Below are 26919 nucleotides of genomic sequence, written 5' to 3'. Positions count from 1 at the left end.
CGAGGAGACGGAGAAGGCGTGTCGGACGAGAGTCCGTTCGGGGCGATGCTGCGCGGACTGCGCCGGCGGGGCCGGCTGACGATGGAGGAGCTGGCCGAGGCGTCGGGGGTCAGTGTCCGGGCGATCGGCGACATGGAGCGGGGCCGCAGCCGGGTCCCGCAGCGGCGCACGGTGGTGGCGCTGGCCGACGGGCTGGGCCTCGCGGACGCGGAGCGGGAGGCGCTGATCGCGGCGGCGCGTGCGGCGCGTACGACGCGCGCGGCGCGTGCGGTGGCGTCCGGCTCGACCGTGCCGCAGCGGTCCGTGCGGGATTTCACCGGGCGGGGTCCCGAACTGGCGTTCCTGCGGCAGGCGGCCGAACGGGCCCGCACCGGCGCGGGGGCGTCGGTGGCGGTGGTCTCGGGTCCTCCGGGATGCGGGAAGACGACGCTGGCGCTGAAGGCCGCGGCGGACCTGGCGGGCGAGTTCCCCGACGGCTGCTTCGTGGTGGACCTGCACGGCGTGGCGGGCCCGGTGGACCCCGGCGAGGCATTGCTGAAGCTGCTGGGGGTGCTGGGGGTGTCGGACAGGCGGCTGGGGCGGGAGGACGCCGCGGGCCATGCGGGGCTGCTGCGGTCGCTGCTGGCCGAGCGCCGGTGCCTGGTGGTGCTGGACAACGCACGCGACGAGGGGCAGGTGCGTCCCTTGCTGCCCGCAGGCGGGGAGAGCCTGGTCCTGGTCACGAGCCGACGGCCCCTGTCGGGGCTGGAGGACGTCGACCGGCTGGCGTTGTCCGAGATGGCGCACTCCGAGGCCGTGGAGCTGCTGCGCCGGATCCTCGGTGCCGAGCGCGCGGACGCGGAGGCCGGATCGGTGGCCCGGGTCGCCGAGTTGTGCGGGCGACTGCCGCTGGCCCTGCGGGTGGCGGGGAACTGGCTGACGGCGCGCTCGGGGTGGAGCGTGGGCCGGCTGGCCCGGCGCCTGGCCGACGAGGAGCGCAGGCTGGGCGCGCTCGCCGTCGGGGACGTGCGGGTGGAGGCCGCCTTCGAACTGTCCTACCGGCAGCTGACTCCCCAGGCCGCCCGGCTGCTGCGCCTGCTGAGCCTGGTCCCGGCGCCCGACATGACCGCCTCCTACGGCGCGGCCCTGGGCGAGACCGGAGTGTTCGAGGCCGAGGACGTGATGGAGGAGCTGATCGAGGCCGGGCTGCTGCAGGTCGCCTTCCACGGCCGTTGCAAACTGCACGACCTGGTCCGGCTGTTCGGCCGCGCCCGGCTGTTGCGCGAGGAGACGCCCGCGGAGCGGGAGGCGGCCGAGGGCCGGCTGCGCGGGTGGCTGCTGGACACCGCGACGGTCGCCGGCCGCTGGTTCAAGCCCGGGTACGGGGAGCCGCCGCCGTCCTGGCGGGGCCCGGACCCGCTGCGCAGCGCCCAGGAGGCCGGGGCCTGGCTCCGTGACGAGGCTCCCGCCTGGCTCGCCGAGCTGCGCGACGCCGCGCGGCGCGGCGAGCACACCCGGGTCGTGCGGACCGCCGACGCCATGGAGTGGTTCTGCGACCTGTGGATCTTCTGGGGGCACTGGCCGGAGGTCTACCGGCTGTCCAGCGAGGCCGCCGCCGCGCTGGACGACCCGAGACCGCGGGCCCTCCACCTCAACATGTACGCCTGGGCCCTGAACGTCTGCGAACGCCGCCACCGTGAGGCCGTCGAACTGGCCGGTGAGGCGCTGGAATGCGCCCGCCGCGCGAACGACGTCTCCCAGGAAGCCGCGGCGCTGATGCACGCGGCGAGCGCCCACCGGTACCTCGGCGAGGCCCGTGCCTCCGCCGAGAAGTCCCTCGCCTCCATCGAAGTGGCGCAAGCCGCCGGCGCGTACGAGGTCTGGCTGAACGCCATGATGAGCCACGCGGCCGCCCTGCGCCTGCTCGGCCGCGCCGAGGAGGCGCTGACCACGGACGCGCGCATCATCGCCTTCCTCGACGCGCCCGACTGTCCGGTGCGCGGGCACGTCGCCGATGTCGTCCGGGCCCATGCGACCCACGCACTCGGCCGTGACCACGCGGCCCTCGGGCGGTGGCGGGAGGCCGTCGGCCACTACCGCGACGCCCTGGTCCGGTCCGAGCGCATCGGCCTGACCTACCGGACCGGCCAGGCGCTGGTGTACCTGGGGCCGGCCTTGATCGAACTGGGAGAGACCGAGGAGGCCCGCGCCCGCCTCCGCCAGGTCCTGGACCTCGGCGAGGACGCGGTCGACCCCGAGGCACTGACGACCGCGCGCGAACTTCTGGACTCGCTCCCCGCCGAGTGAGCCGCACCCCCCGCGGTGGCCGAAACCGGTACGGCGGGCCGCTTCCCTGCCCGGTGCCCTGACGGGCAACGCCCCGTACGTTCCCCGGCAATCCGCGTACGCCGGCGGTTCTAAGGTCGGTCGCGCAGACCGCCACCCCCTCAGAACCTGCTGGACGGAAGACATGACTCAGCCGTTTTTCAGCGCCGCCGAAACCTCGGTCACCGACGAGGTGGTGGTGCACGTCGTCGTCGCCGACGAACCGCCGGTGTCCCTGCCCGCCGAGCTCCGCTACGACCGGTCGGACCCCCACGCCGTGTGCCTCTCCATCGGGATGACCTCGACCGGCACGGTCGACTGGGTGTTCGCGCGCAGCCTCCTGACACAGGGGCTGCGCCGGCCGGCGGGCATCGGCGACATCCTGGTCACGCCCTGGCACTGCGGGCCCCGGAACGCGCTGCGGATCGTCGTCAGGTCCCGCGGCGGAGCGGCCGTGCTGTACATCGCGGTCCCGGCGGTGACCGCGTTTCTGGAACGGACCCGCGCGGTCGTGCCGCCGGGGGCGGAGGGGCTGTTCGTCGACCTGGACCGCGTGGTCGCCGAACTGCTGGCGGACGGCGGGTGACGGGCCGCTCCGGCCGGCCGGCGTGCGGGCGGCGACCGGGGAACGCTCCCACCGTCGTCGTGCGGGCGCCCGGGTCAGCCGCCGTACCGGTGCAGGGCGACGTGCACGGTGTCCAGGATCTGGATGCGGGCCGCCCGGGCGGCGTCCGTGTCGTGCAGCGGGGCGAGCACCATGAAGCCGTGGATCGTCCCGTGGTAGCGCATCGAGACCACCGCCACGCCGGCCGCGCGGAGCTTGTCCGCGTAGGCCTCGCCCTCGTCGCGCACCACGTCGGCCTCGCTGGTGACCACCAGCGTCGGGGGCAGTCCGGTGAGCTGCTCCAGGGAGGCCTGCAACGGCGACGCGGTGACCTCGCTGCGCTGCCGTACGTCGGGCAGGTACTGGTCCCAGAACCAGCGCATGGTCTCCCGGCCGAGGAAGTAGCCCTTGGCGAACTCCCGGTACGACGGGGTCTCGAAGTCGGCGTCGGTGACCGGGCAGAGCAGCACCTGCTGGAGCAGCCGCACCCCGCCGCGCTCCTTGGCGAGCAGGGTCAGCGCCGCCACCAGATTGGCACCCGCGGAGTCGCCCACCGCGGCCATCCGGCTCCCGTCCAGGCCGATCTCGGCGCCCCGCTCGTGGATCCACCGCGCGACCGCGTAGCACTGCTCGACGGCGACCGGGTACCGCGCCTCGGGGGCGCGCTCGTACTCCACGAAGACCACGGCCGCGTCCGCGCCGAGCGCCAGTTCGCGCACCAGGCGCTCATGGGTGCCGGCGTCGCCCAGCACCCAGCCGAGGCCGTGCAGGAACAGCACGACGGGGATCTCGCCGACGCTGTCGGCGGGCCTGACCACCTTCACCCGTACGTGCCCGGTCGGCCCGCCCGGGAGCGCGAGCCACTCCGCGGAGGTCGCCGCCTCGTCGTGCGGGCCGCCCTCCTCCTGGACCTCCTCCTGGAGGCGGGCCAGGCCCAGCCGGGCCTGTTCCGGGTTCCGGTCGTCCGCCGACGGCAGTCCGGCGTGCCGGGCCACCAGGGCTCGGGTGGGGCGGTCCAGGACAGGGTGCCGGACGGACGAGGGAGCGAAGTCGGACACACGATCTCCTGCCGGCGGGGCCGAGGGGCGGAAGGACGGAAAGGGCTGTTCGGGGTGGGGAGGTCCGGGGACGGTGTCCGGGGCCTGGCCGCCGGGTGCCGGGCCGGGGCGCCGCCGCGGGCACGGGGCGGTCCGCGAGGTTTCGATCGGGGACCTTACCCGTTGGCCGGTACCGGGACGGCCGCCAGGTGGGCCGGTGCCGTGGACGCCGCTCGCGGGTTCGGGAAGGTCCCGGGCGCGGGGGTGCCCGCCGCGGACCGCCCGCCGTCCTCCTGGGCGGCGCGCTGGTTGCGCCAGTCACGGGGGGAGACCCCGTAGGCCGCGCGGAAGGCCCGGCTGAAGTGGGCGGGGTTGACGAAGCCCCAGCGCTGGGCCACCGCGGACACGGTGGGGGTCGTCCTGCCGCGGCGGGCCAGCTCCCGGCCGCACTCCTCCAGGCGCCGCTGCTGGATGAGCCGGCCCACGGTGGTGCCCTCGCCCTGGAACAGCCGGTGCAGGTACCGGACGGAGATGCGGTGGGTGCGGGCGATGCTCTCCGGTGACAGGTCCGGGTCGCCCAGGTTCCGGTTGATGTGCTCGCGGATGCGCGCCAGCAGGTGGCCGCGGGCGGTGTCCGCGTCCGGGCCGCCCGGATGGGCCCGCTCGGCTATCAGGGTGGCGAACAGGTCGACGACGTTGCCGGCCAGCCGGTCCGCGACGGCCGGCGGATAGCCGTCCGCCGAGGAGGCCAGGGTGGCCAGGAACGGCAGCAGCATCGCGCCGAAGCCGTCACCGGTGCCGATGGCGTTGCCCGTGACCTGCCGGATGTCGGTGTCCGTCAGGCCCAGCACACGCCGCGGCAGTTGGAAGATGTGCGTGGTGAACCGCTGCGGGTAGTCGAAGGAGTACGGCCGGGTGGTGTCGTACACGACGAGGTCGCCCTCGCCCACTTCGGCCCTGCGGCCGTCCTGGATGAAGGTCGCGGTGCCGGACACCTGGACGCCCACCGCCACCAGTTCCTGCGGCGAGCGGGCGATCAGCGCCGGGGTGCGGCTGACCCGGTTGGCGTCCGCCTCCATGGTGGAGACCTGGAGGTACCCGAGACGGTTGGTGGCGAGACGGCCGTCGAACGGGCCGTCGCCGCGCGGCGCGACCGTCATCGGCACCAGCGTCCTGCTCACCGCGTTGTTCCAGTACACGACCTTGTCCCGGTCCGGCACGGAGGCCGTCGTCAACACCGTACTCAAGTTGTTCTCCCCTCAGGGGGCGTTGCTTCGGGGCTGTGGCGGACGGGAACGGGACGGCCGGCCGCGTGGCGCCCGGGAGGGCCGCGGCCGGTGCCCGGCTGGGCCGGACGGCTCGTCGTACGGGCAGCGACCTCGCTGGAGCGCAACCGGGCCGCATCGACGAGGCCCGGGTTCCCGCCCGCACCGAACAGCCAAGCAGCGGATCACGCGCGTCTCCAGGCAGAACCGCAGGCAGAAATCGCGCGGGCGGATGTGCGTCCCGTGCGCCGCCGGAACAGAGCAGTGCGCCGTGAGGCGGGAAACGGCCGGCCCGCCGGCCTGGACGGTCGGCGGGGGCACCGGCTCCGGCGGCCGGGCCCTCCGGTGCGCCTACCAGACCTGCCGTGGCCGCGCCCTGCCGCCGAAGAGGATGCCGGGCGGCTGCGGCGGGGGCGGGGTGCCGGGTTTGAGCGGCAGGGCGATCAGCAGGCCCGCCAGGAAGCCGATCACATGGGCCGCGTACGCCACCGTCCCGGCGTCCGAGACCGCCTGCCCGGACGAGTACACGGCCTGGAGCACGAACCAGAAGCCCAGCACCAGCCAGGCGGGCAGCCGCAGCGGGAGGAAGATCAGGAACGGCACCAGCACCCAGACCCGCGCCCTCGGCCACAGCACGATGTAGGCGCCGAGCACCCCGGCGATCGCGCCGGACGCACCGATCAGCGGGTCGGCCGAGCCCGCGTTGAGCAGCGCGAAGCCGTATCCGGCCGCGTAGCCGCAGACGACGTAGAAGACGAGGAAGCGGATGTGACCCATCCGGTCCTCGACGTTGTTGCCGAAGATCAGCAGGAACAGCATGTTCCCCAGCAGATGCAGCCAGCTGCCGTGCACGAACATCGCCGTGAACACCGACAGCGGCGGCGACTTCCGGTAGTCGGGCGGCGCCACCACACAGCCCGGGCCGTGCGGGCCGAGCCCCACCTGGCCGGTCGGCACCAGATGCGGCAACTGGCCGTGGACCAGCTCCCTCGGGACCGCCGCGAAGCGGTTCATGAAGGCTTCCAGGTGGCACAGCTGCGCGAGGTTCTCCGCGCCGGTCACCGAGCCGGGCATGCCGGGCGTGGACAGGAACACGAGGACGTTCGCGAGGATCAGGGCGTACGTCACCCAGGGGGTGCGGCGCACCGGATTGACGTCATGGACGGGGATGACCACACACCAGTAGTGCCCGCCGAACCCTGGGCCAATCGAGTGGACCCCGCGACGGTCAGCTTTCCCGCACCTTCGCGGCCGCCTTGCGCGCCGCCACCAGCACCGGGTCCCACACCGGCGAGAACGGCGGCGCGTAGCCGAGGTCGAGGGCGGTCATCTGCTCCACGGTCAGCCCCGCGGTCAGCGCCACCGCGGCGATGTCCACCCGTTTCGCCGCCCCCTCCCGGCCCACGATCTGCACGCCCAGCAGCCGTCCGGTGCGGCGCTCGGCGAGCATCTTGACCGTCATCGGGGCGGCCCCCGGGTAGTAGCCGGCCCGGCTGGTCGACTCGATGGTGACCGTCTCGTACCGCAGGCCCACCCGGCGGGCGTCCTTCTCGCGCAGCCCGGTGCGGGCGATCTCCAGGTCGCAGACCTTGCTGACCGCCGTGCCGACCACCCCGGGGAAGGTGGCGTAGCCGCCGCCCGCGTTGGTGCCGATGACCTGGCCGTGCTTGTTGGCGTGGGTGCCCAGCGGGACGTACTGCTCCTGCCCGGAGACCAGGTTCAGCACCTCCACGCAGTCGCCGCCCGCCCAGATGTTCTCGTGGCCGCGCACCCGCATGGCCAGGTCGGTGAGCAGCCCGCCGTGGGCGCCGAGCGGCAGCCCGGCGGCGCGGGCGAGCGCGGTCTGCGGGCGCACGCCGATGCCGAGGACCACCACGTCGGCGGGGTACTCGGCGTGCTGGGTGGCCACCGCGCGGACCCGCCCTTCCGGACCGGTGAGGATCTTGGTGACCTCGGCGTCGTTCACCATGGTGATGCCCAGGCCTTCCATGGCGCGGTGCACCAGGCGGCCCATGTCCGGGTCCAGGGTCGACATCGGCTCCTCGCCGCGGTTGACGACCGTCACCTCGAAGCCCCGGTCGATCAGGGCCTCGGCCATCTCCACGCCGATGTACCCGGCGCCCACGACCACCGCGCGCCGCCCACGGGCCTCGGCCAGGGTGTCCAGCAGCGCCTGCCCGTCGTCCAGGGTCTGCACCCCGTGCACCCCGGAGGCGTCCGCGCCCGGCAGCTCCGGGCGCACCGGACGGGCCCCGGTGGCGATCACCAGACGGTCGTACGACGTCCACGACTCGGCGCCGGAGTCGACGTCCCGCGCCCGCACCCGCCCGCCGGACACGTCCAGCTCCGTGACCTCGGTGCGCAGCCGCAGGTCGATGCCCCGGGCGCGGTGCTCCTCGGGGGTGCGGGCGATCAGCGCGTCCCGCTCGGCGACCGCGCCGCCCACCCAGTACGGGATGCCGCACGCCGAGTAGGAGGTGAAGTGACCGCGCTCGAACGCCACGATCTCCAGCTCCTCGGGCCCCTTCATCCGCCGCGCCTGCGACGCCGCCGACATGCCGGCCGCGTCCCCGCCGACGACGACCAGCCGCTCCCGCCCCTGATGCACGCTCATGGGGGCAACGCTAGACGCTCACCGTGGCGCGCGGCACCGGGGGACCTGTGGCCCTACCAGGACCGTCGGTGCCGTCTGAGAGAGTGGGGGGCATGAGCACAACGGGTACGAGTCCGGGGCAGGTCGTCGTCATCGGAGCCGGCATCGCCGGGCTGGCCGCCGCGCACCGGCTGCTGACGCGCGGCGCGCGGGTGACGGTGCTGGAGGCCGCCGACCGGGTCGGCGGCAAGCTGCTGCCCGGTGAGATCGCGGGCGTCCGGGTCGACCTGGGCGCCGAGTCGATGCTGGCCCGCCGGCCCGAGGCGGTGGCCCTCGCCCGCGAGGTGGGCCTCGCCGACCGGCTCCAGCCGCCCGCCGTCGCGAGCGCCGCCATCTGGACCCGGGGCGCGCTGCGCCCCATGCCCAAGGGCCATGTGATGGGCGTGCCCGGCACCGCCGCCGCCCTCTCCGGCGTCCTGTCCGAGGACGGCCTGGCCCGCATCGAGCGGGACGCCGAACTGCCCCGCACCGAGGTCGGCGACGACGTGGCGGTGGGGGAGTACGTGGCGGCCCGGCTCGGCCGCGAGGTCGTGGACCGCCTGGTCGAGCCCCTGCTCGGCGGGGTGTACGCGGGCGACGCGTACCGCATCTCGATGCGCTCGGCCGTCCCCCAGCTCTTCCAGGCCGCCCGCGCGCACACCTCACTCACCGAGGGCGTCCGCGAGATCCAGGCCAAGGCGGCGGCGAACCGGCAGACCGGGCCCGTCTTCATGGGCATCGAGGGCGGGGTGGGCACCCTGCCGCTCGCGGTCGCCGAATCGGTGCGGGCGCACGGCGGCGAGATCCTCACCGGCACCCCCGTCACCGCACTGCGCCGCGAGCCCGCGGGCGGCTGGCGCGTCACCGCCGGGGAGCGCGAGCTGCGCGCCGACGCCGTGGTCGTCGCCGTACCCGCCCCGGCCGCCGCGCGGCTGCTGCGCGCGGAGTGCCCCGCGGCCGCCGCCGAACTGTCCGCCGTCGAGTACGCCTCGATGGCCCTGATCACCCTCGCCTACCGGCGCGCCGACCTGTCCCTGCCCGAGGGCAGCGGCTTCCTGGTCCCGCCCGTCGACGGACGCACCATCAAGGCCGCCACCTTCGCCTCCCAGAAGTGGGGGTGGATCGCCGAGGAGGACCCGCAGACGGTCGTGCTGCGCACCTCCGTCGGACGGTACGGCGAGACCGCGGTGCTCGGCCGGGACGACGCCGACCTCGTCGAGGTCTCCCGGCACGACCTGCGCGAGGCCGTCGGCATTGAGGCCGAACCCGTCGAGACCCGCGTCACCCGCTGGACCGAGGGGCTGCCCCAGTACCCGGTCGGGCACCACGCGCGCGTGGCCCGGATCCGTGAGCACCTCGCGAAGCTGCCGGGCCTCGCGGTGTGCGGCGCGCAGTACGACGGCGTGGGCGTCCCGGCGTGCATCGCCAGTGCCCACGCGGCCGTGGACCAGCTGTCCGGGGATTCCAGCGGGGTCGAGGAACTGACGGCCCACCCGGTGCAGAGCCTTCATGGCGGAGCGGGAGAATAGGAACATGAGTGACGACGCCCCCATCATCGAGTCCGGCAGGATCCCCAACAAGGGCAAGCTGGCCAAGGACCTCAACGATGTCATCCGCTACACCCTGTGGTCCGTCTTCAAGCTGAAGGACGTGCTGCCGGCCGACCGCGCGGGTTACGCCGACGAGGTCCAGGAGCTGTTCGACCAGCTCGCCGCCAAGGACGTGACCATCCGCGGCACGTACGACCTGTCCGGCATGCGGGCCGACGCGGACCTGATGATCTGGTGGCACGCCGAGACCAGCGACCAGCTCCAGGAGGCCTACAACCTCTTCCGCCGCACCAAGCTGGGCCGCGCGCTGGAGCCGGTGTGGTCCAACATGGCGCTGCACCGCCCGGCCGAGTTCAACCGCTCGCACATCCCGGCGTTCCTCGCCGACGAGACGCCCCGCGACTACGTGAGCGTCTACCCCTTCGTGCGCTCCTACGACTGGTACCTGCTGCCCGACGAGGACCGCCGCCGCATGCTCGCCGACCACGGCAAGATGGCCCGCGGCTTCCCGGACGTGCGCGCCAACACCGTCGCCTCGTTCTCGCTCGGCGACTACGAGTGGATCCTCGCCTTCGAGGCCAACGAGCTGGCCCGCATCGTCGACCTGATGCGCCACCTGCGCGGCTCCGAGGCCCGGATGCACGTCCGCGAGGAGATCCCGTTCTTCACGGGCCGCCGCAAGGACGTCGCCCAGCTGGTGGCCGACCTGGCGTAAGGGCCTGCCCGCCGGTCCCGCCGGTCAGCTCCGGCGGGCATCCGGTTCGGGCTCCGCGTGGGGCGCGCAGGAGGCGTGCCGTTCGGGGAGGCGGTCCGCCAGCAGGTAGCCGTCCAGGTATGCGCCGACGCACGCGTTGGGGCCGCCTCCGATGCCGTGCGTGCCCGCGTCCCGCTCGGTCACCAGCCGGGAGCCGGCCAGCCGCCGGTTCATCTCCAGCGCCCCCGCGTACGGCGCCGCCGCGTCCCGCTCGGCCGCCAGGATCAGCACCGGCGGCAGCTCGCCGGGGCCGGTGCGCACGTCCAGCGGCCGCTGCCGGGGCGCGGGCCAGTAGGCGCAGGGCAGGTTCGTCCACGCGTTGTCCCACGTCTCGAACGGCGCCACCCGCGCCAGCCGGGTGTTGTCCCGGTCCCACACCGCCCAGCTGGTGGGCCACGGCGCGTCGTTGCACTCGACGGCCGTGTAGACGGCGCCGCCGTTCTCCGCCGCGGCCGAGCCGGGACCCGGCGCGGCCACCGCGATCAGCGGCTTCGGGTCGCCGCGCAGATACGCGGAGAGGGCGGCGGCCCGGCTCGGCCAGTAGGTGTCGTAGTACCCGGCCGTCAGGAACGCGTTCTGCAACTGCCCGGGGCCGACCTTCCCGCCCGCCGGCTCCCGGGCCAGCCGCGCGGCGGCCCTGTCGTAACCGGCCTGCACCTTCCGCGGGGTGTCGCCGAGCCGGTACACGTCGTCGTGCCGGGCGATCCAGTCCCGGAAGTCCGCCCAGCGCTCCTCGAACGCGGCCGACTGGTCGAGGTTGCCGCGGTACCAGACCTTCTCCGGGGCCGGGTTCACCGCCGAGTCCAGCACCATCCGCCGCACATGGGCGGGGAACATCGCCGCGTACAGCGCGCCGAAGTAGGTGCCGTACGACGCGCCCATGAACGTCAGCCGGTGCTCGCCCAGCGCGGCCCGCAGGACGTCCAGGTCCCGCGCGTTGTTGAGGGAGTTGAAGAAGCGCAGGCCGGGGCCCGAGCGCCGGGCGCAGCCGCGCGCGTACGCCTTCGCCTCGGCGACGCGCTGCCGCTTGTACGCCTCCGAGGGGTGCGTCGGCGCCTGGGTGGGCGCCTTGCCGTACAGCTTCGGGTCCTCGCAGGACAGCGGTGCCGACCGGCCGACGCCGCGCGGGGCGTAGCCGACGAGGTCGTAGGCCGCCGCGATCCGCCGCCAGGCGGGAAGCGTGCCGGCCAGCGCGAAGTACATCCCGGAGGCGCCGGGACCGCCCGGGTTGTAGACGAGGGCGCCGCGCCGGGGCACCGTCCGCCCGCCGTCCTTCCCGGTGGCCGGGGTGCGGCTGACGGTGAGCCGGATCTGTGCGCCGTCCGGGTCCGCGTAGTCCAGCGGGACGGCGACGGTGCCGCAGCGCAGTCCGGCGGGGGAGTGCGGGATCCGTGGCACGTCGGCGGGGTCGCAGGGGCCGAAGCGGATCCCCGCGGCACGGGCGCGGACGGCGGCCACGATGGTGCCCCGCAGCTCGGCGGCGCCGGGGACGGCCGTCGCGCCCCCCGCCGGGGCGGCGCCCAGTGTGGTCAGCAGCAAGGCCCCGGCGGCCGAGTACAGGGCGACGGTCTTCACGGGCATCCCTTCGGTGCGTCCGGCGACGGCACAAGGGATGTTTCGGCCCGCCGCCGGGGAAGGCAAGCACCACCCGGCCGGTGTCGGCCCCGGTGCCCCGATGCGCCCCCTACGCCCGCGGCGGCGCGTCGCGGTGGGCGAACGCCGCGCGCAGCTCCGGCTCGCCGATCGCGCGGATGCCGCGCAGGGCGACCGCGGTGAGGAGGGACGGCTCGTCACCGGCCCGCCGCCGGCGCAGCAGCGTGCCCAGCCGCCGCTGACCGGCCGCGGAGGCCCACGGCGAGTACGGGTGCACCTCGAAGCGGGCTATGGCGAGGCAGCTCAGCGTCAGGACGAGCGGCAGGGCGAACCACAGGCCGACCATCAGCCGCGAGGTGCCGGTCTGCGGGGGCAGCAGCAGCGCGGCCGCGCCGAGGACGGCCACAGCCGGTGCGGCGGCCCGCACGTGGCGCACGGCGGTGCCGACGGCCCAAGCGCCCTCGGGCACGGCGAGGCCGGTGCGCACGAGACGGTCGGCGAGCCGCCGCACCTCGTCCGTGCCGGCCGCGCGGGCCCGTACCGGGGCTATCCGGGACTGTCCCGCCGGACCTATGGCACCGATGACGGACCGTTCGATCTCGTCCCGCCCGCACGGGTCCACCACCGTGGCCCAGCCGGTGTGCGCGAGGAGCAGCCGTCGCTGGCGCGCCATGGAGACGAGGGTGACATCCGCGACCCGCTCGGGTCCCCCGGACAGGAACGCCGCCTCGTACAGGGTCAGTTCCGGCCCCCCGCCCTCGTCTTCGGCACCGGGGTCCGAGTCCGCGGCGCGGACCGCCGTCAGACACAGACGCGTACAGGCCGTACCGGCGAACGCCCAGGCCAGGAGCAGGAGGAGGAGCCAGAACATGAGGTTTTTGTATGCCAGGGGTGCGGGCGGATGCCATGGTCTTTTCACCATGTGGACACAGTGTTGCCGGTATGTGACGTTCCGTTTGTGAGCGGTGGGACGCCGGCCCCGGACCACGGGTGCCGCCTGTGCGCCAGCACCCGCCCCGCGGCCCGTGCGAGCCGCCCCCGCGGCGCCGGTCCCGCCCGGTCCAGCCACCAGTCCCGCAACTCCCGCCGCGGGACCCCCGCCCGCCGGTGCTCCAGCAGGAAGGCGGCGAAGTCGAGCGCGTCCCGCCGGTACCCGCCGCGCATCGGCGACTCCCGCGCGTACTCCAGGAACGCCCCCCGGTACCCCGTACCCAGCAGCGCCGGCAACTCCGGCGCCACCTTCGCCACCACGTCCGCCCGCTTGCCCGCCAGCGCCCGCGCCTGCACCCCCATCCGCCCCCGGTCGAACCCCTCCGGCACCGGGGTCCCGGCGACCAGCGAGGACAGCACGGCGGCCTGCGCGACCCCGAGCCGCTGCCGGGCCTCCCCGGGGTCCGCCGTCTCGCCACGTCCCCCGAGAGCCTCCCCGGCGGCGGCCCCGCAGGCCCCCGCGATCTCCCTGATAGCGCCCAACTCCCGCTCCAGCTCGGCCGGTTCGGGGAAGTTCTCGTCGCGTTCCAGCAGCACCCCGGGCGGGGCGACCCGGGAGGCGAGGTCGGCGAGGATGCCGAGCACGGCGTCGGGCACGGGGTGCGCGTGGCTGTCGTGCCAGACACCGTCGCGCTCGAAGCCGCCCGCGACATGCACGTACGCGATGGCCTCCAGGGGCAGCTCGGCCAGCGCCTCGGCGGGGTCCTCGCCGCGGTTGACGTGGTTGGTGTGCAGATTGGCCACGTCGACGAGGAGCCGTACGCCGGTCCGCTCGACCAGCTCGTACAGGAACTGCCCCTCGGTCAGCTCCTCACCGGGCCAGGAGAACAGCGCGGCGATGTTCTCCACGGCCAGCGGCACCGGCAGCGCCTCCTGTGCGATCCGCACGTTCGCGCAGAGCACGTCGAGCGCGTCCTGGGTGCGCGGCACGGGCAGCAGATGGCCCGCTTCCAGGCGCGGCGAGGCGGTGAGCGGGCCGCCCGCCCGGACGAACGCGATGTGCTCGCTGACCAGCGGTGCCCCGAGCGCCGCCGCGCGCTCCGCGAGGGCCGTCAGCCGCCCCTCGTCGGGCGGCTCCGCACCCCCGAGACCGAGCGAGACACCGTGCGGAACCACGGCCACCCCGCGCTCCCGCAACCGCCGCAGCGACGCCGGGAGATGGCCCGGGCAGACGTTCTCCGCCACCACCTCCACCCAGTCGACGCCGGGCATGCGCTCCACGGCCTCGGCGATCTCGGGCCGCCAGCCGATCCCCGTCCCCAGCCGATCCATCCCCGCCCCCCTCTCCACGAGGGGGGTTATGGCCCACCCCGCCCGGCCCCGAACCCCGCCCGCGTCGGCTTCAGAGCAACATTTGAGGTTCGGCGGGCGCGTACTGCTCGTCCAGGGCCGCTGCCACCGGTCAGGCCCGTCGCAGGCGTCCTAGTGGTGCGAAGTGCTCGCCACCCTCCACTGCGACGGTTGGTCCGGGGGCGATCTCCGTGAACCCCGCATCGTGCACCACCGGCAGACCGCTTGCCGTGAGGCGGGGCCAGTCGGTCGGGGCCGCCGTGCGGACGGAGAGGGGGTAGCCGGCGGCGCGCCAGGTGGTGCGGGCCTCTTCGGGCAGGGCCCACCAGGCCAGTTGGGCGCCGTGGCCGGTCTGGGCCATGGTCTTGCCGGCGGACATCGTCAGTTCCGGGTTGAGCCAGAGGACCGGCGTGCCGGGGTCCGCGGGCCGGGGCGGCTCCGGGTCGTCGAGTTCCGTGCCGGAGACCTGGAGCTTCGCCAGGTCCTTGGGCCAGCCGTCCAGCGGGACCGGCGGGAAGACCCGTACCTCCGCGGTCTTGCCGGTCACCGTGATGCCGGGCAGCGCCTCCGCGCGCCGCCACTCGGCGCCCCGGGCCCGCCGGACCACCTTGCGGATCCGGGCGTCCTCCCAGCCGCGCACCACCTCGGCCCACTCGCCGTCGCCGCGCGCCCGCTCGTCGCCGAGCAGCGTCAGCACCGCCCGCGCGGAGGTCTCCAGGGCATCGGTGCGCGCGGGCGGCGCGGCGCGTTCGATGCGGACGACGAGGGGCAGCACGTACTCGGGAACTTCGCTCACGAGGGTCCAGCCTACGAAGCCGCCCGCGCGCCGATCAACGCGCGGTCCCGCCTCCCGGCCACGGCCCCGCGCCGGGACGCGCTGCAGAAGAATGACCCCCATGCACCGTCATCTGCGCCTGACCGCCGTGGGGCGCCGCTACGGGGTCCGCGGCCCCTGGGTGTTACGCGGCGTCGACCTCGGCATCGCCCCCGGCACCCTCGTCCGCGTGGAGGGGGCGAACGGCACCGGCAAGTCGACCCTGCTGCGTCTGCTCGCCCGGCTCGACGCGCCCACCGAGGGCCGGATCACCGGCCGTCCCCGCACGGCGTACGTGCCGGAGCGGTTCCCGTCCGCGCTGCCCTTCACCGCCGCCGGCTACCTCACCCGCCTCGGCACCGTGCACGGTCTGTCCCGCGCCTCCGCCGCCCGCGCCGCCGGGATCTGGCTGGAGCGGTTCGGCGCGGCCGGGTACGCGGGCACGCCGATGGCACGGCTGTCCAAGGGCGGCAGCCAGAAGGTCGCCGTCGCGCAGGCGCTGCTCGCCGACCCCGAGCTGCTGGTCCTCGACGAGGCCTGGACCGGGCTGGACGCGGCGGCGCGGGTCGAGCTGGATCGGGCGGTGGCCGAGCGGACCGCCGCGGGCGGCGCCGTCGTCTTCGTGGACCACGACCCGCGCCGGCTGGCCGGGGCGCCGGACGCCACGTACACCGTGGTCGACGGCGGGCTGGAGCGCCGTACGGCCGCGACCCCCGAGGCGGCCGGGGCGTGCGCGGTCGTGGTCGCGGAAGGTCCCGCCGGGGCGCCGCTGCCGGCCGACGCGGCGCGGCTCGTCGTCTCCGCCGAGGCGGCGGGGCACGGCAGTCACCGGCTCGTCGTCCCCGCCGCGCGCTCCGACGTCCTGCTGCGCGCCCTGCTCACCGCCCGTCCGCCCTGGCACGTGGTGAGCGTCGTACCCGCACCGTCCCCGAACCCGGAGACCCGGCCATGACCGCACTCCTGCGCTACCACGCCGAGCTGCTGCTGCGCTCCCAGCGCTGGCTGCCCCCGGCGATCCTGTACGCCGCGTTCCTCGCGGTCGGTGTGCAGGGCGGCCAGCCGGTGCTGGACTCGCTCGGCTACACGGCCGCCGGGCTGCTGCCGGTGGCCGCCTGGCTGGTGCGGATCTGTGTCACCGGCGAGCCGCCGGCCGCCCGCGCCTGCGCCGCCGCCCCGCGCGGGCCCGCGCGGGCGCACCTCGCCTGCCTGCTGACGGCGCTGCTCGCGGCGGCGCTGCTCGGTACGGCGGCGACGGTCGTCCTCACCCTGATCAGCGATCCGGCGAGCAACGGCGACCGGGTCCCGGTGTCCCGCCCGGCGGCCGGGGCCGCGGGGCTGTCGGCCGTGCTCGTGTGCGCGCTGCTCGGTGCGGCCGTCGGCGCGCTCACCCACTGGCCGCTGCTGCGCGGCGCCGGGCGCGCGGTGCCCGCGATGCTGCTGGGCGCGCTGCTGGCGACGGTGGCGGCGGGCTCCCCGGCGCGGGCCGCGGTCGGCGGGCTGGTCACCGGTTCGCAGTCCGGCCGGGTGCCGGTGCCGCTGCTGCCGCTGGCCGGGGCGGTCCTGCTCACGGCCGCGGCCTTCGCCCTGGCCTGCGCGCTCACCGCCCGCCGAACACCCTGAGCGGACTCAGCGGTGGCCGGGGCTCTCGCCGATCAGCTCGGAGACCTTGACGAACCGGTAGCCGCGCTTGCGCAGCTCCGGTACGACGGTGCGGACGACGGTCTCGGTGGTCGGGGCGGCGCTGCGGGTGCAGTGCATGATGACCACCGAGCCCGGCTTCACCCCGTCCAGCACCTGCTTGGCGACCGCGTCGGCGTCCGTGGCGAACGCGTCCCCGCTCACCACGTCCCACTGGACCGCGGTCATGCCGAGCCCGCCGAGCGTGCGCAGCACCTGGTCGTTGTAGCAGCCGCCCGGGAAACGGAAGTACGGCAGCGTGTCGCGCAGGCCCGCCTTGCGGAAGGCGGTGTTCGCGCGCTCCACGTCCGCCCGCATCTTCGAGGCGTCGATGGTGGGCAGGCCGTAGCAGCTCGGGGTGAACGCGTAGTGGCTGTAGGAGTGGTTGGCGACCTCGAAACGCGGGTCGGCGCCGAGGCTGCGGGCCTCGTCCGGGTACTGCTCGGCCCACCGGCCGGTCATGAACACGGTCGCGGGCACCTTGAGGGCGCGCAGGGCGCCGATCAGGCCGGGGTTGTCGAAGTGCTCGCCGGCGGCCGCGCGGGGCCCCTCGTCGGCGGTCATGTCGGCGTCGAAGGTGAACGCCACGGTCTTCCCCAGCGTGCGCGGGCCGTGTTCGAAGACCGGGGTCAGTCCGTTCGGGCCCGGGGTGAGCACGGGCGGACGGGAGGTGGACGGGGAGGCGGAGACGGAGGACCTGGCCGGGGCCGGCCGGGTGGTGCCCGCGGGGCGCTCGGTCCCGCAGGCGGCGAGGGCCGCGCCCAGGGCGCAGACGGCGGTGACGGCGGCAATACGGCGTGCTGGTGGGATCACCCTACGAACGTAGGACTGATTGCCCGTTTGTATGCCGATATGACCCGTGGCGCGGCGGTACGGTCACCCGCGCGGCCTCACTCGGAGGACCCGATGTCCCGCCGCTCCAGGGGCCGCACCGCGGGCCCTTGCAGCACCCGGCCGTCGACGTCGAAGCGCGACCCGTGGCAGGGGCACTCCCAGGCGCGTTCGGCACGGTTGAAGGAGACCAGGCAGCCCAGGTGGGTGCAGCGGGCCGAGACGGCGTGCAGCGCGCCCTCGTCGTCGCGGTGCACCGCGATCCGCTGGTCGCCGGCGCGCACCAGCGCGCCGTCGCCCGGGGCCAGGTCGTCCAGGGCGGTCGGCGGCTTCAGCCGGTCGCCGACGAAGTGCCGGGCCACCTCGGCCTGCGTCTTCAGCAGCGAGGGCGCCTCACGCACCACGGACTTCAGGCGCCGCGGGTCGTACAGCTCCCGCCACGGGCTGTCCCGGCCGGTGATCAGCGCGGTCAGCAGCAGCCCGGCCATGATGCCGCCGCTCAGGCCCCAGCCGCCGAAACCGGTCGCCACATACGTGTGCCGGGCGCCCGGGTGCAGCGGGCCGACCAGCGGCACGGTGTCGGTGGAGTCGTTGTCCTGCGTGGCCCAGGCATATTCCAGTGCCACCCCGGGGAAGTGCTTCTCCGCCCAGGATGCGAGCCCGTCGAATCCGGCCCCCGGGTCGCCGGTGCCCGGCGTGAAGTGCTCCCCGGTGACCACGAGGAGCCGCCCGCCCCCGCCGTACGGCGCGGTGCGCACCGAGCGGGTGTTCTCCTCCGGCGTGATGTACATGCCCTCCGGGTCCGGGCCGTCGCCCAGCGGCCCGGCGACGACCAGTTCGCGGCGCGGGTGCAGCCGGGCGAACAGCAGGGCCCGGTCGAACACCGGGTAGTGGGTGGCGACGACGACGTCCCGGGCGGTCACGGTACGGCCCGACTCCGTCGTCAGCCGGCAGGGACCCGAACCGCCGCCCTCGTCCAGGCCGACGACGCGCGTCCCCTCGTACACCCGGCCGCCGCGCGCGATCAGGTCCTCGGTGAGCGCCCGCAGGTACTTCACCGGGTGGAACTGCGCCTGCCCGGCCACCCGCACCGCGCCCGCCACCGGGAACGGCAGCCCGGTCTCCGTCGTGAAGGAGGCGTCCAGGCCCGCGGCGCGCGCCGCCCGCGCCTCCGCCCGCACCTCGTCCGCCCGCTCCGGGTCGCGCACGTACGTGTACGCGTCGCGGGTCTCCCACTCGCAGGCGATGCCCAGCTCGGCCACGAGGGCTGCCGCGTGCCCGATCGCCTCCGACTGCGAGCGGGCGTACAGCCGCGCCCCCTCGGGGCCCCGGGTGCGCCGCAGCCGGTCGTAGACGAGGGTGTGCTGGGCCGACAGCTTGGCGGTGGTGTAGCCGGTGACCCCGCCCGCGACCTCGCCGGCCTCCAGCACCACCACCCGCAGCCCGGCCCGCGCCAGTTCGTACGCGGTGCTGAGTCCGGCCATCCCGGCGCCCACCACGGCCGCGTCGGCCTCGACGTCCTCGGTCAGGGCGGGGTGCCGGGGTCCTGGGGCGGTGCCCAGCCAGTACGACTCGGTGACCTTGCGCATACCCGCCGGGTACCCCCGCCCCGGCCCGGCTCACGTCTCCTTCAGCAGCCGCTCCCGGCACCCCGCCACGTCGACGCCGGCCTCCGGATAGCGGGGGTCCAGCTCACGGAGGTGTTCCAGGAGCAGCCGGCCCACCGCCCAGTTGCGGTACCACTTGTGGTCGGCGGGAACCAGGTACCAGGGCGCGTACGGGGCCGAACAGTGCTCCAGGGCCAGCTGGTACGCCTCCTGGTAGGCGGGCCACAGGGCACGTTCGTCGATGTCGGAAGGGGCGAACTTCCAGCGTTTGTCCGGACGGTCCAGGCGGCGCAGCAGCCGGCGCCGCTGCTCCTCGGCGGACAGGTGGAGGAAGCATTTGATCACCGTCACGCCGTCCCCGGCGAGGGCGCGTTCGAAGTCGCCGATCAGGCCGTAGCGGCTGCCGATCACGGCGGGCGGGACCAGGTGGCGGACGCGGGCGACCAGGACGTCCTCGTAGTGCGAGCGGTCGAAGACGCCGATCTCCCCGGGCTCGGGCAGCTCCCGCCGCACCCGCCACAGGAAGTCGTGCCGCAGTTCCTCCTCGGTGGGCGCCTTGAAGGCGCGAACACGGCAGCCCGACGGGTCGAGGTGGCCGATCACGTGCTTGACCGTGCCGCCCTTGCCGCTGGTGTCCATCCCCTGGAGCACCAGCAGCACCCGGCGCCGGTCGCCCGCGGTGCCCGCCGCCCACAGCCGCTCCTGGAGGCGGGCCAGCTTCTTGCCGGTGCGGGCGGCGTCGGCGAGCGAGGCCCGTTTGTCGCCGGGGGCGCCCGGGGTGGCCGCCGTGTCGTGCGCGGCCAGCTCGACGGGCTCGCCCGGCGGAAGGCGGAGCAGCTCGCGCAGTTCGCTCTTCCCGGTCACGGTCCCTCCTTCCGTGTACGCGTCCTTCGATGGTGCGTCGGGCGGCGCGCGAACCGCCCGCCGGTCCCCGCTCAGTGACCGTAGCGGCCGGTCAGGGTCGCGGTGGCGAGGGTGTGGCCGGACAGGGCGCGCCGGAGGGTGTCCAGGGAGGCGCCGGCGGAGACGGGCGGGCGGCGGTCGGTGGCGTAGACCGTGAGGAGGTAGCGGTGCGGGCGGTCACCGCGGGGCGGGCACGGGCCCCGGTACCCGTCCGTGCCGAAGCCGTTGCGGCCCTCCTCGGCCCCAGGCGGACGCTGTCCGGCGGGGGCCGGCGGGTGCCCGCGCCGATGTCCCGCACCAGCCAGTGGCGAAGGCGCCGTGCGGGGTGTCGAGATCCCGCGGTGGTGGGGGAGCCCGCGCCGGTGCCCTCGCCGGCACCGCCTCCGCAGGGCCCGCGACGGCGGCCCGCCAGTACGGCCGCCACGATCGCCACTTCCTTGCGCATGCCGGCACGCTGGTGCACCACCGGCCGGGTGGGCGGGCGGCGGGACCGGCGAGCCGCGGGAGGTTCGTCAGCCGTGGAACGCGGTGGTCGCCTCAAGGGCGGCGCGCTCGGTCGTGACCCGGTTCACCGGCGCGCTCTCGTCGGCGTAGCCGAACGAGACACCCACGAGCAACTTCCCTTCGACGACGCCCAGTTCGCGCCGAATGGTGTCGGCGTAGAAGCTGAGCAGGCCCTGCGGGCAGCTGTCCACCCCGTAGGCGGCCATGGCCAGCAGCAGCGTCTGCATGTAGGCGCCGACGTCGGCGGCCAGCCGTGCGCCGCCGTCGCCGGTGACGAACAGGAACGCGGCATGGGGTGCCCCGTAGAAGCGCAGGCTCTCCGCGTCGTAGGCCGCGCGTGCCGCGTGGTCCTCGGGGCCGATGCCCAGCGCTCCGTACAGACCGGCGCCGAACGCCGCCCGCCGCTCCTGGTGGACGGGGGCGTACATGCCCTCGGAGTACGGGAAGTCGGCCGAGGTGCGCTGTTCGGCGTGGGCTGCCAGCAAGGCGTCCGCCAGGCGCTCGCGTCGCGCGCCGCTGACCACCTCGACCCGCCACGGCTGCGCGTTGGAGTTGGACGGCGCGGCGCCGGCCAGGGAGAAGACGGCGCGCATCGTGTCCGCGGGCACCGCTTCGGGACGGAACGCGCGTGTCGCGTGCCGGCCGCGTATCAGCTTCTCCGCGTAGTGGCTCAGCTCGGTGGGATTCGGCCCGCTCATGAGACTCCTCAAGGACGCTTTAGGTAAACGCTGTCGTTTACTTGCGACGCCACTGTAACCCCCGTGCACCCCCTGGAGTAAACGGGAACGTATACTTCGTTCATGAGTACGGTGACGACCGCGCCCCGGCGGCAGGGGCGCGGCGGGCGCGAGCGCATCCTGGCCGCGGCCGCCCGGCTGTTCGCGAGCCAGGGGATCAACGCGACCGGCATGGAACAGGTCGCGGAACAGGCGCCGGTGTCCAAGCGCACGCTTTACGCGCACTTCCGGACCAAGAGCGACCTGGTCGTCGCCCATCTAGAGGACCTCGCCACGACGGGCCAAACCCTGGAGAGCGTGCTGCTGCGCGAGGACGTCCCGGCGAGGGAGCGGATCCTCGCGCTGTTCGCCCTGCCCGCGGCCGACGCGGCTCCGGTGCGCGGCTGCCCCTTCATCGACGCCGCCGCGGAGTTCCCCGACCCGGACAGCGCGGTCCACTCCTACGCCCGCGAACGGAAACTGCTGATGGTGCGGCTGGTGACCGCGCTGGTGACGGAGCTGGGCTGCCGCGAGCCCGCCGCACTCGCCGAGCAGCTCGTCACGCTCGCGGACGGCGCGGCCAGTCGGGCCATGGTGCTGGGCGACCCCGACTACGGCCGCCACGCACGGGCGGCGGCGGAAGTGCTCCTGGAGAACGCCCTGCCGGGAACGGGCTGACGAGACGTGTGGCCCCCGGCGGTACCGGGGGCGGCCGGCCGGACGGTCCCCGCGGTCCTTCAGGCGGTCACCGGGCCCCTCGGGGAGCGCCGTACCAGCGCCAGTCGGTTCGGCGGGGCTGTTCGGGGGTGCCGGTGCGGCCGGTGGCCCACAGCAGGGTGGCCGAGGCGCTGTCGGTGACGGTCACGTCCGGGAAGAGCCGGACGAGGGCCCGGCGGCTCAGGTCCTCCGGCGGGGTCCCGTCGCGCCGGACTCCCCGGGCGATGTCGTACGTGTGGACGAGGGTCTCGACGACGCCCATGGCGGCGAACCCCTCCGGGTCGGAAGCGCCGAAGACATGCGGGGCCAGCACGGCGGGGTCGGCGCTGTCCACGGCCGCCGCGAGCAGGCCGCCGCACGCCTCGACCACCGTGAGGAGTCCTTCGGGCCCCGCCGCCGTGTCGCCGAAGACGACGTTCGCCGGACCGCCGGGGCGGTCACGGGACAGGCGCAGCGGCACCCGAGGGACGCCCATGGGACGCGCGAGCCCGAAGCGCAACGCGTAGGTGAGCAGGTCGTCCGCGAGGTGTTCCAGGGTCTCCCAGCAGGTCCACTCCAGGTCGCCGGCCGGAACACCCCACTGGTCGGACGGCACCCCGGAAAGCGTCTGGACGCAGTGGGCGACGGCCTCGCGCACCTGCGCCCCGCTCACCGGCGCGTCCGAAGGTATGGATCGTGGCATCCAGGCAGGTTACCGGTCGGGGTGCCTGCCCGGTTCGGCGTCCGGCGTGCCGTCCCGGAGGCCCGGCTCCAGGTCGGGGGCGCCGGTCGGCGGGTCGAGTCGCAGGTCGGGGTGTGCCGCCGGTTCTCCGTCGGGCGGGGTGACCGGGGGGCCCGGCTCCAGGTCCGGTCCGCCGGTCGGCGGGTCCAGTCGCAGGCCGGGACCCGGCACCGCCTCGCCGTCGGGCGCCTTGCCCCGAGGGTCCCGCTCGGCGTCGGGCTGCGGGAGCGGGCCCGGGGCCGGCCGGGACCCGGGCTCCCCGCTCGGCGCGGGCTCCCGGTTGCCCCGCTCCAGGAAGTGCAGCAGTTCCACCGGGATCGGCAGGACGAGGGTGGAGTTCTTCTCGGCCGACACCGCCATCACCGTCTGAAGCAGCCGCAGTTGCAGCGCGGCCGGGGTGCCCGACATCTGTTCGGCTGCCTCGGCGAGCTTCTTGGACGCCTGGAGTTCGGCGTCGGCGTTGATGATCCGGGCCCGGCGCTCCCGGTCCGCCTCGGCCTGGCGGGCCATGGACCGCTTCATGGTGTCGGGCAGCGAGACGTCCTTGATCTCGACCCGGTCCACCTGGACGCCCCAGCCCACGGCCGGGCTGTCGATCATCAGCTCCAGGCCCTGGTTGAGTTTCTCGCGGTTGGACAGCAGGTCGTCCAGATCGCTCTTGCCGATGATCGACCGCAGCGAGGTCTGGGCCATCTGGGAGACGGCGAACTTGTAGTCCTCGACCTTCACCAGCGCGCTCGTCGCGTCGACCACCCGGAAGTAGACGACCGCGTCCACGCGGACGGTGACGTTGTCGCGGGTGATGCCCTCCTGGGCGGGGATCGGCAGCGTGACGATCTGCATGTTGACCTTCTGCAGCCGGTCCACGAAGGGCAGGATCAGCGTCAGGCCCGGTGGCCGTACGTCCCCGGCGACCCGGCCGAGCCGGAAGAGCACCCCTCGCTCGTACTGCTTGACGACCCGGGCCGCCATCCCCATGTACACGAGGGCGACGCAGAACAGCGCGACGATCGCCCCCACCAGCTCCTGGGCCATGATGACCCCCTCGCACAGAGGTCCGTTTCATCTGTCCATGCAACGATATGCCACTTTTGTAACCCTCAGAGTGAGTCGAAGGAGTCGGATTCCGCCCGGTACGCCCGCACCGCGCCGGTGTGCACCTCGTAGTACCAGCCGTGCAGCGTGAGCCGGTCCCGGGCCAGGGCGCGCTCCACGCACGGGTAGGAGCGCAGTCGCAGCAGCTGGGTCAGCACATGGCACTGCACGGCCTCGGCGACCTCCGGGTCCTCGGCCGCGCCGGACGGGCGGTGCGCCGCGTGCGCCAGCCAGTCGCGCACGGCGGGGACGGCGGTCAGGTCGTCACCGCGCACCAGCGCGCCGACGGCGCCGCAGTGCGAGTGGCCGCAGACCACGATGTCGCGGACGCCGAGCACCTGCACGGCGTACTCGATGGTGGCCGCCTCGCTGGTGGGGTGGGCCGAGGTGTGCGGCGGGACGATGTTGCCCGCGGTGCGCAGCTCGAACAGCTGGCCGGGACGGGCGCCGGTGATCAGGGCCGGGACGACCCGGGAGTCGGAGCAGGTGATGAACAGGACCTCGGGGGACTGGCCCGCGGCGAGCCGGGCGAACTCCTCGGGGCGCCGTCCGAAGTCCCGGGCGTTGTCGATGAGGGGCTGCATCAGCGGACCACGCCTCTCGTACAGGCCAAGCACTGGTCAATGAAAGGTCAAGAACGACCTTAGCGCGGCAAAGCCCCCCATGGGTGGCAATTCACCCCATGGGGGGACGGGAGACGATGCCGACCTGTGTTTCTCCGCTCAGATGCCGACGAGCCCCTTCGCGTCCCGCGCGAGGGCGGTGAGCCGGGATATCGCGCGGAAGTACTTCTTGCGGTAGCCGCCGTTCAGCATCTCCTCGCTGAACAGCCGGTCGAACGGCAGCCCGGACGCCAGCACCGGGACCTCGCGGTCGTAGAGCCGGTCCGCGAGCACCACCAGGCGCAGCGCCGTCGACTGGTCCGGCACCGGCCGCACATCGGTGAGGCAGACCGCCTTCAGCCCGTCGGTCAGCGCGCCGTACCGGCTCGGGTGCACCTTCGCCAGGTGCTCCAGCAGCCGCGGGAAGTCGTCCAGGGAGGCGCCCTCGGTGGCGTACGCCGCCCGGGTCACCTGCTCGTCGGTGAACGGCGCCGGCGCCTCGGGCAGGCCGCGGTGGCGGTAGTCCTCGCCGTCGATGCGCAGGGTGCGGAAGTGGGCGGACAGCCCCTGGATCTCGCGCAGGAAGTCGGCGGCCGCGAACCGGCCCTCGCCCAGCTTGCCGGGCAGCGTGTTGGAGGTGGCGGCCAGCGCCACGCCCGCCTCGACCAGCTTGCCGAGCAGCGTGGAGACGAGCACCGTGTCGCCCGGGTCGTCCAGCTCGAACTCGTCGATGCACAGCAGCCGGTGGTCGCTGAGCGTGCGCACGGTCTGCTGGAAGCCGAGGGCGCCCACCAGGTTGGTCAGCTCCACGAAGGTGCCGAACGCCTTGCGGGAGGGCTCGGCGGGGGTGGCGTGCCACAGGGAGGCGAGCAGGTGGGTCTTGCCGACGCCGTAACCGCCGTCGAGGTACACCCCACGGGGGCCCGCCGGGGTCTTGGGCGCCTTGGCCCGGCCGAAGCCGAGGAAGCCGCGCCGGCCCGAGCCGGAGGCGTGCGCCCCGCCGAGCCCGGCCGCGAAGCCCTCCAGGACCGTGACCGCCTCGCTCTGGCTGGGCTGGTTCGGGTCCGGGATGTAGGTCGAGAAGCGGACCGAGTCGAAGCGCGGCGGCGGCACCATCTCGGCGACCAGCCGGTCCGCGGGGACGTGCGGCTCGCGCTCGCACAGGGAGAGGGGGCCCGCTTCGGTCAGGGCGCTGGATCCGGGGGCGCTGGTGGAGGACGACACGGTTACCCATGCTAAGCGCCGTGTCACACTGCACGACATGCGACGCCTGTTCCCTGTGACCGACGAAACACCAGCCCAGGCCGCCGGCGCGCCGGCCGCCGACCGAGAGTGGAGCTTCGCGGAGCTGGCCGCCGCCTACGCCTACCCGGAGCCCCGGGACCACGCCCCGGACGCGCCCCGGCCCTGGCTGCGCGGCAACATGGTCTCCTCGCTCGACGGCGCCGCCCAGCACGATGGGCACTCCCAGCCCATCTCCAGCGCCGCCGACATGCGGATCTTCGGCACCCTGCGGGCGCTCGCGGATGTGATCGTCGTCGGTGCGGAAACGGTACGGCAGGAGGGGTACCGGCCGGCCCGCGCACGGGCGGACTTCGCCGCGGCCCGCGAGGCGGCCGGACAGGCCCCCGCCCCGGCGATCGCGGTCGTCACCGCGAGCCTGGAGCTGGACTACTCGCTGCCGCTGTTCACCTCGCCGCTCGTGCCCACCCTGGTCCTGACCGGGGCCGCGGCCGCGCCCGAGCGCGTCGCCGCCGCGGAGCGGGCGGGCGCCCGGGTGGTCGTCGCGGGCGAGGGCATGGGTGTCGATCCGGCCCGCGCGGTGAGCGCCCTCGCGGCCCTCGGGCACACGCGGCTCCTCACCGAGGGCGGTCCCCGGCTGCTCGGCCAGCTGATCGCCGCCGAGGTGCTGGACGAGCTGTGCCTGACCCTCTCGCCGACGCTCACCGCCGGGGACGCCCAGCGGATCGCCGGGGGACCCTCGGTCGCCGTGCCGCGCCGGTTCGGCCTCGTGTCGCTCCTGGAGGAGGACGGATTCCTGTTCGGTCGTTACCGCCGGGCCTGACATTGGCGGAACATGCCGTTCCGTTTGGCCTCCGGCGGGCACACTTAGACCGGCAGTACCCGTGCGAGCACGGGGAAGGATGGTTTTTGCAGGGGGGCTCGCCCGGGCCCACGGAGGAGAAGAGGCGTCTGGTGTTCACAAGCATTCTGATGATCGAGAAGGCCATGACGTCGGCCGACGTCGAGTTCGTCACCACGTTGCACGGCGACGAGCCCGTCACCTTCCATGTGCTCCTCCAGCCGCGCGGCGACCAGGCGGACCGCCTGCTGCGCGCCATCGACGACATCGCGCTCGGAGAGCTGGACGAGGCGGTGCGCGAACACGAGACGCCGGAGGGCGAGGACGCGCGGAGCGTCGGGCAGCGGGCCCTCGACGTGTCCGTGGCCGCCCTGCGGGCGTCGGGCAGCACGGCGGACGGCCGGCTGATCGAGGACCACCCGCTGGACGCGCTGAAGTCGATGGTCGCCGAGGTGGGGGCGGACGAGGTGATCGTGCTCACCGATCCGCACTACGTGGAGGAGTTCTTCCACCGGGACTGGGCCTCGCGGGCCCGGCACCGGGTCGGCGTGCCCGTGCTCAAGCTGTTCTCGCACAGCAAGGCGTAGTCCCCCCGGGGCCGGACCGGCCGGCCCTCCTTGCGCGGAGCCC

26 protein-coding genes are annotated in these 26919 nt (G+C 74.6%); 9 read left to right on the top strand and 17 right to left on the bottom strand.

What is annotated here, in order from left to right; all coding sequences use genetic code 11:
* Positions 1-18: 18 nt before the first annotated feature.
* Together HZZ00_RS27045 and HZZ00_RS27040 are read left to right on the top strand one after the other, a co-directional pair.
* Positions 19-2286 (top strand): helix-turn-helix domain-containing protein, encoded by a 2268-nt coding sequence (locus HZZ00_RS27045; protein WP_257585409.1) that lies wholly within the window; start codon positions 19-21, stop codon positions 2284-2286.
* A gap of 163 nt (positions 2287-2449) precedes the next feature.
* Positions 2450-2890 (top strand): SsgA family sporulation/cell division regulator, encoded by a 441-nt coding sequence (locus HZZ00_RS27040; protein ID WP_180328892.1) that lies wholly within the window; start codon positions 2450-2452, stop codon positions 2888-2890.
* Positions 2891-2964: 74 nt separating this feature from the next.
* On the opposite strand, the gene HZZ00_RS27035 is transcribed toward HZZ00_RS27040, so the two are convergent.
* The 4 genes from HZZ00_RS27035 to HZZ00_RS27020 form a co-directional block, all read right to left on the bottom strand.
* Positions 2965-3966, bottom strand: coding sequence for an alpha/beta hydrolase (locus tag HZZ00_RS27035; protein ID WP_180328891.1), 1002 nt, complete (start codon positions 3964-3966; stop codon positions 2965-2967).
* Positions 3967-4121: 155 nt separating this feature from the next.
* Positions 4122-5183, bottom strand: coding sequence for a helix-turn-helix domain-containing protein (locus HZZ00_RS27030; protein ID WP_257586012.1), 1062 nt, complete (start codon positions 5181-5183; stop codon positions 4122-4124).
* Positions 5184-5561: 378 nt separating this feature from the next.
* On the bottom strand, positions 5562-6386 hold the full coding sequence (locus HZZ00_RS27025; RefSeq protein ID WP_180328889.1) for a rhomboid family intramembrane serine protease: 825 nt from the start codon (positions 6384-6386) through the stop codon (positions 5562-5564).
* Positions 6387-6438: 52 nt separating this feature from the next.
* Positions 6439-7824, bottom strand: a complete 1386-nt coding sequence (locus HZZ00_RS27020; RefSeq protein ID WP_180328888.1) for an FAD-dependent oxidoreductase — start codon at positions 7822-7824, stop codon at positions 6439-6441.
* A 92-nt stretch (positions 7825-7916) separates the two neighbouring features.
* Between HZZ00_RS27020 and hemG the strand changes: the two genes are divergently transcribed.
* Positions 7917-9371, top strand: coding sequence for a protoporphyrinogen oxidase (hemG, locus tag HZZ00_RS27015; protein WP_180328887.1), 1455 nt, complete (start codon positions 7917-7919; stop codon positions 9369-9371).
* A 4-nt stretch (positions 9372-9375) separates the two neighbouring features.
* The gene (hemQ, locus tag HZZ00_RS27010) at positions 9376-10107 is read left to right on the top strand and encodes a hydrogen peroxide-dependent heme synthase (RefSeq protein WP_074993884.1); all 732 of its coding nucleotides are present in this window, start codon (positions 9376-9378) and stop codon (positions 10105-10107) included.
* 24 nt (positions 10108-10131) lie between these two features.
* Here the strand turns inward: hemQ and HZZ00_RS27005 are convergent, their stop codons facing one another.
* The 4 genes from HZZ00_RS27005 to HZZ00_RS26990 form a co-directional block, all read right to left on the bottom strand.
* Complete coding sequence (locus HZZ00_RS27005) at positions 10132-11721, bottom strand: alpha/beta hydrolase (protein ID WP_180328886.1); 1590 nt, start codon at positions 11719-11721, stop codon at positions 10132-10134.
* Positions 11722-11830: 109 nt separating this feature from the next.
* Positions 11831-12610: a TIGR04222 domain-containing membrane protein gene (locus tag HZZ00_RS27000; protein WP_180328885.1), complete on the bottom strand. Its 780-nt coding sequence runs from the start codon at positions 12608-12610 to the stop codon at positions 11831-11833.
* Between the two features lie 44 nt (positions 12611-12654).
* Entirely contained in the window at positions 12655-14001 is a 1347-nt protein-coding gene (locus tag HZZ00_RS26995) for a DUF692 domain-containing protein (protein ID WP_180328884.1), read from the bottom strand.
* 130 nt (positions 14002-14131) lie between these two features.
* Positions 14132-14815, bottom strand: a complete 684-nt coding sequence (locus HZZ00_RS26990) for a peptidyl-tRNA hydrolase (protein ID WP_180328883.1) — start codon at positions 14813-14815, stop codon at positions 14132-14134.
* Positions 14816-14915: 100 nt separating this feature from the next.
* Here HZZ00_RS26990 and HZZ00_RS26985 point away from each other — a divergent pair, with 100 nt between their 5' ends.
* Positions 14916-15785: an ATP-binding cassette domain-containing protein gene (locus tag HZZ00_RS26985; RefSeq protein ID WP_180328882.1), complete on the top strand. Its 870-nt coding sequence runs from the start codon at positions 14916-14918 to the stop codon at positions 15783-15785.
* A complete protein-coding gene (locus HZZ00_RS26980; protein ID WP_180328881.1) occupies positions 15782-16453 on the top strand; it encodes an ABC transporter in 672 nt (223 codons plus the stop codon). The genes HZZ00_RS26985 and HZZ00_RS26980 overlap by 4 nt, the downstream gene beginning before the upstream one ends.
* A gap of 6 nt (positions 16454-16459) precedes the next feature.
* Here the strand turns inward: HZZ00_RS26980 and HZZ00_RS26975 are convergent, their stop codons facing one another.
* The 5 genes from HZZ00_RS26975 to HZZ00_RS26955 form a co-directional block, all read right to left on the bottom strand.
* Positions 16460-17323 carry a polysaccharide deacetylase family protein gene (locus HZZ00_RS26975; RefSeq protein ID WP_180328880.1) on the bottom strand — a complete coding sequence of 288 codons (864 nt, stop codon included), beginning with the start codon at positions 17321-17323 and terminating at the stop codon, positions 16460-16462.
* Positions 17324-17400: 77 nt separating this feature from the next.
* Complete coding sequence (locus HZZ00_RS26970) at positions 17401-18930, bottom strand: FAD-dependent oxidoreductase (protein WP_180328879.1); 1530 nt, start codon at positions 18928-18930, stop codon at positions 17401-17403.
* A 30-nt stretch (positions 18931-18960) separates the two neighbouring features.
* Positions 18961-19812 carry a PPK2 family polyphosphate kinase gene (locus HZZ00_RS26965; RefSeq protein WP_180328878.1) on the bottom strand — a complete coding sequence of 284 codons (852 nt, stop codon included), beginning with the start codon at positions 19810-19812 and terminating at the stop codon, positions 18961-18963.
* A 71-nt stretch (positions 19813-19883) separates the two neighbouring features.
* Entirely contained in the window at positions 19884-20156 is a 273-nt protein-coding gene (locus HZZ00_RS26960; protein ID WP_257586011.1) for a YbhB/YbcL family Raf kinase inhibitor-like protein, read from the bottom strand.
* 207 nt (positions 20157-20363) lie between these two features.
* Positions 20364-21053 carry a nitroreductase gene (locus tag HZZ00_RS26955; RefSeq protein WP_180328877.1) on the bottom strand — a complete coding sequence of 230 codons (690 nt, stop codon included), beginning with the start codon at positions 21051-21053 and terminating at the stop codon, positions 20364-20366.
* A gap of 102 nt (positions 21054-21155) precedes the next feature.
* On the opposite strand from HZZ00_RS26955, the gene HZZ00_RS26950 reads away from it, so the two are divergent.
* Positions 21156-21749, top strand: coding sequence for a TetR/AcrR family transcriptional regulator (locus HZZ00_RS26950; RefSeq protein ID WP_180328876.1), 594 nt, complete (start codon positions 21156-21158; stop codon positions 21747-21749).
* 67 nt (positions 21750-21816) lie between these two features.
* Here the strand turns inward: HZZ00_RS26950 and HZZ00_RS26945 are convergent, their stop codons facing one another.
* The 4 genes from HZZ00_RS26945 to zapE form a co-directional block, all read right to left on the bottom strand.
* Entirely contained in the window at positions 21817-22470 is a 654-nt protein-coding gene (locus HZZ00_RS26945; RefSeq protein ID WP_180328875.1) for a maleylpyruvate isomerase N-terminal domain-containing protein, read from the bottom strand.
* Between the two features lie 9 nt (positions 22471-22479).
* Positions 22480-23544 (bottom strand): SPFH domain-containing protein, encoded by a 1065-nt coding sequence (locus tag HZZ00_RS26940; protein ID WP_257585408.1) that lies wholly within the window; start codon positions 23542-23544, stop codon positions 22480-22482.
* A gap of 65 nt (positions 23545-23609) precedes the next feature.
* Complete coding sequence (locus tag HZZ00_RS26935; protein WP_180328874.1) at positions 23610-24188, bottom strand: carbonic anhydrase; 579 nt, start codon at positions 24186-24188, stop codon at positions 23610-23612.
* A gap of 138 nt (positions 24189-24326) precedes the next feature.
* A complete protein-coding gene (gene zapE, locus HZZ00_RS26930; protein WP_180328873.1) occupies positions 24327-25430 on the bottom strand; it encodes a cell division protein ZapE in 1104 nt (367 codons plus the stop codon).
* A 37-nt stretch (positions 25431-25467) separates the two neighbouring features.
* On the opposite strand from zapE, the gene HZZ00_RS26925 reads away from it, so the two are divergent.
* The gene (locus tag HZZ00_RS26925; protein WP_180328872.1) at positions 25468-26271 is read left to right on the top strand and encodes a pyrimidine reductase family protein; all 804 of its coding nucleotides are present in this window, start codon (positions 25468-25470) and stop codon (positions 26269-26271) included.
* Positions 26272-26402: 131 nt separating this feature from the next.
* Positions 26403-26876 (top strand): indole-3-glycerol phosphate synthase, encoded by a 474-nt coding sequence (locus tag HZZ00_RS26920; RefSeq protein ID WP_180328871.1) that lies wholly within the window; start codon positions 26403-26405, stop codon positions 26874-26876.
* The last annotated feature ends 43 nt before the right edge of the window (positions 26877-26919 follow it).

This window comes from Streptomyces sp. NEAU-sy36 (genome assembly GCF_013423905.1).
Classification (GTDB): Bacteria; Actinomycetota; Actinomycetes; order Streptomycetales; family Streptomycetaceae; genus Streptomyces; species Streptomyces misionensis.
The sequence above is the reverse complement of the archived record's forward strand: the minus strand, read 5'-3'. Positions and strand labels throughout refer to the sequence as shown.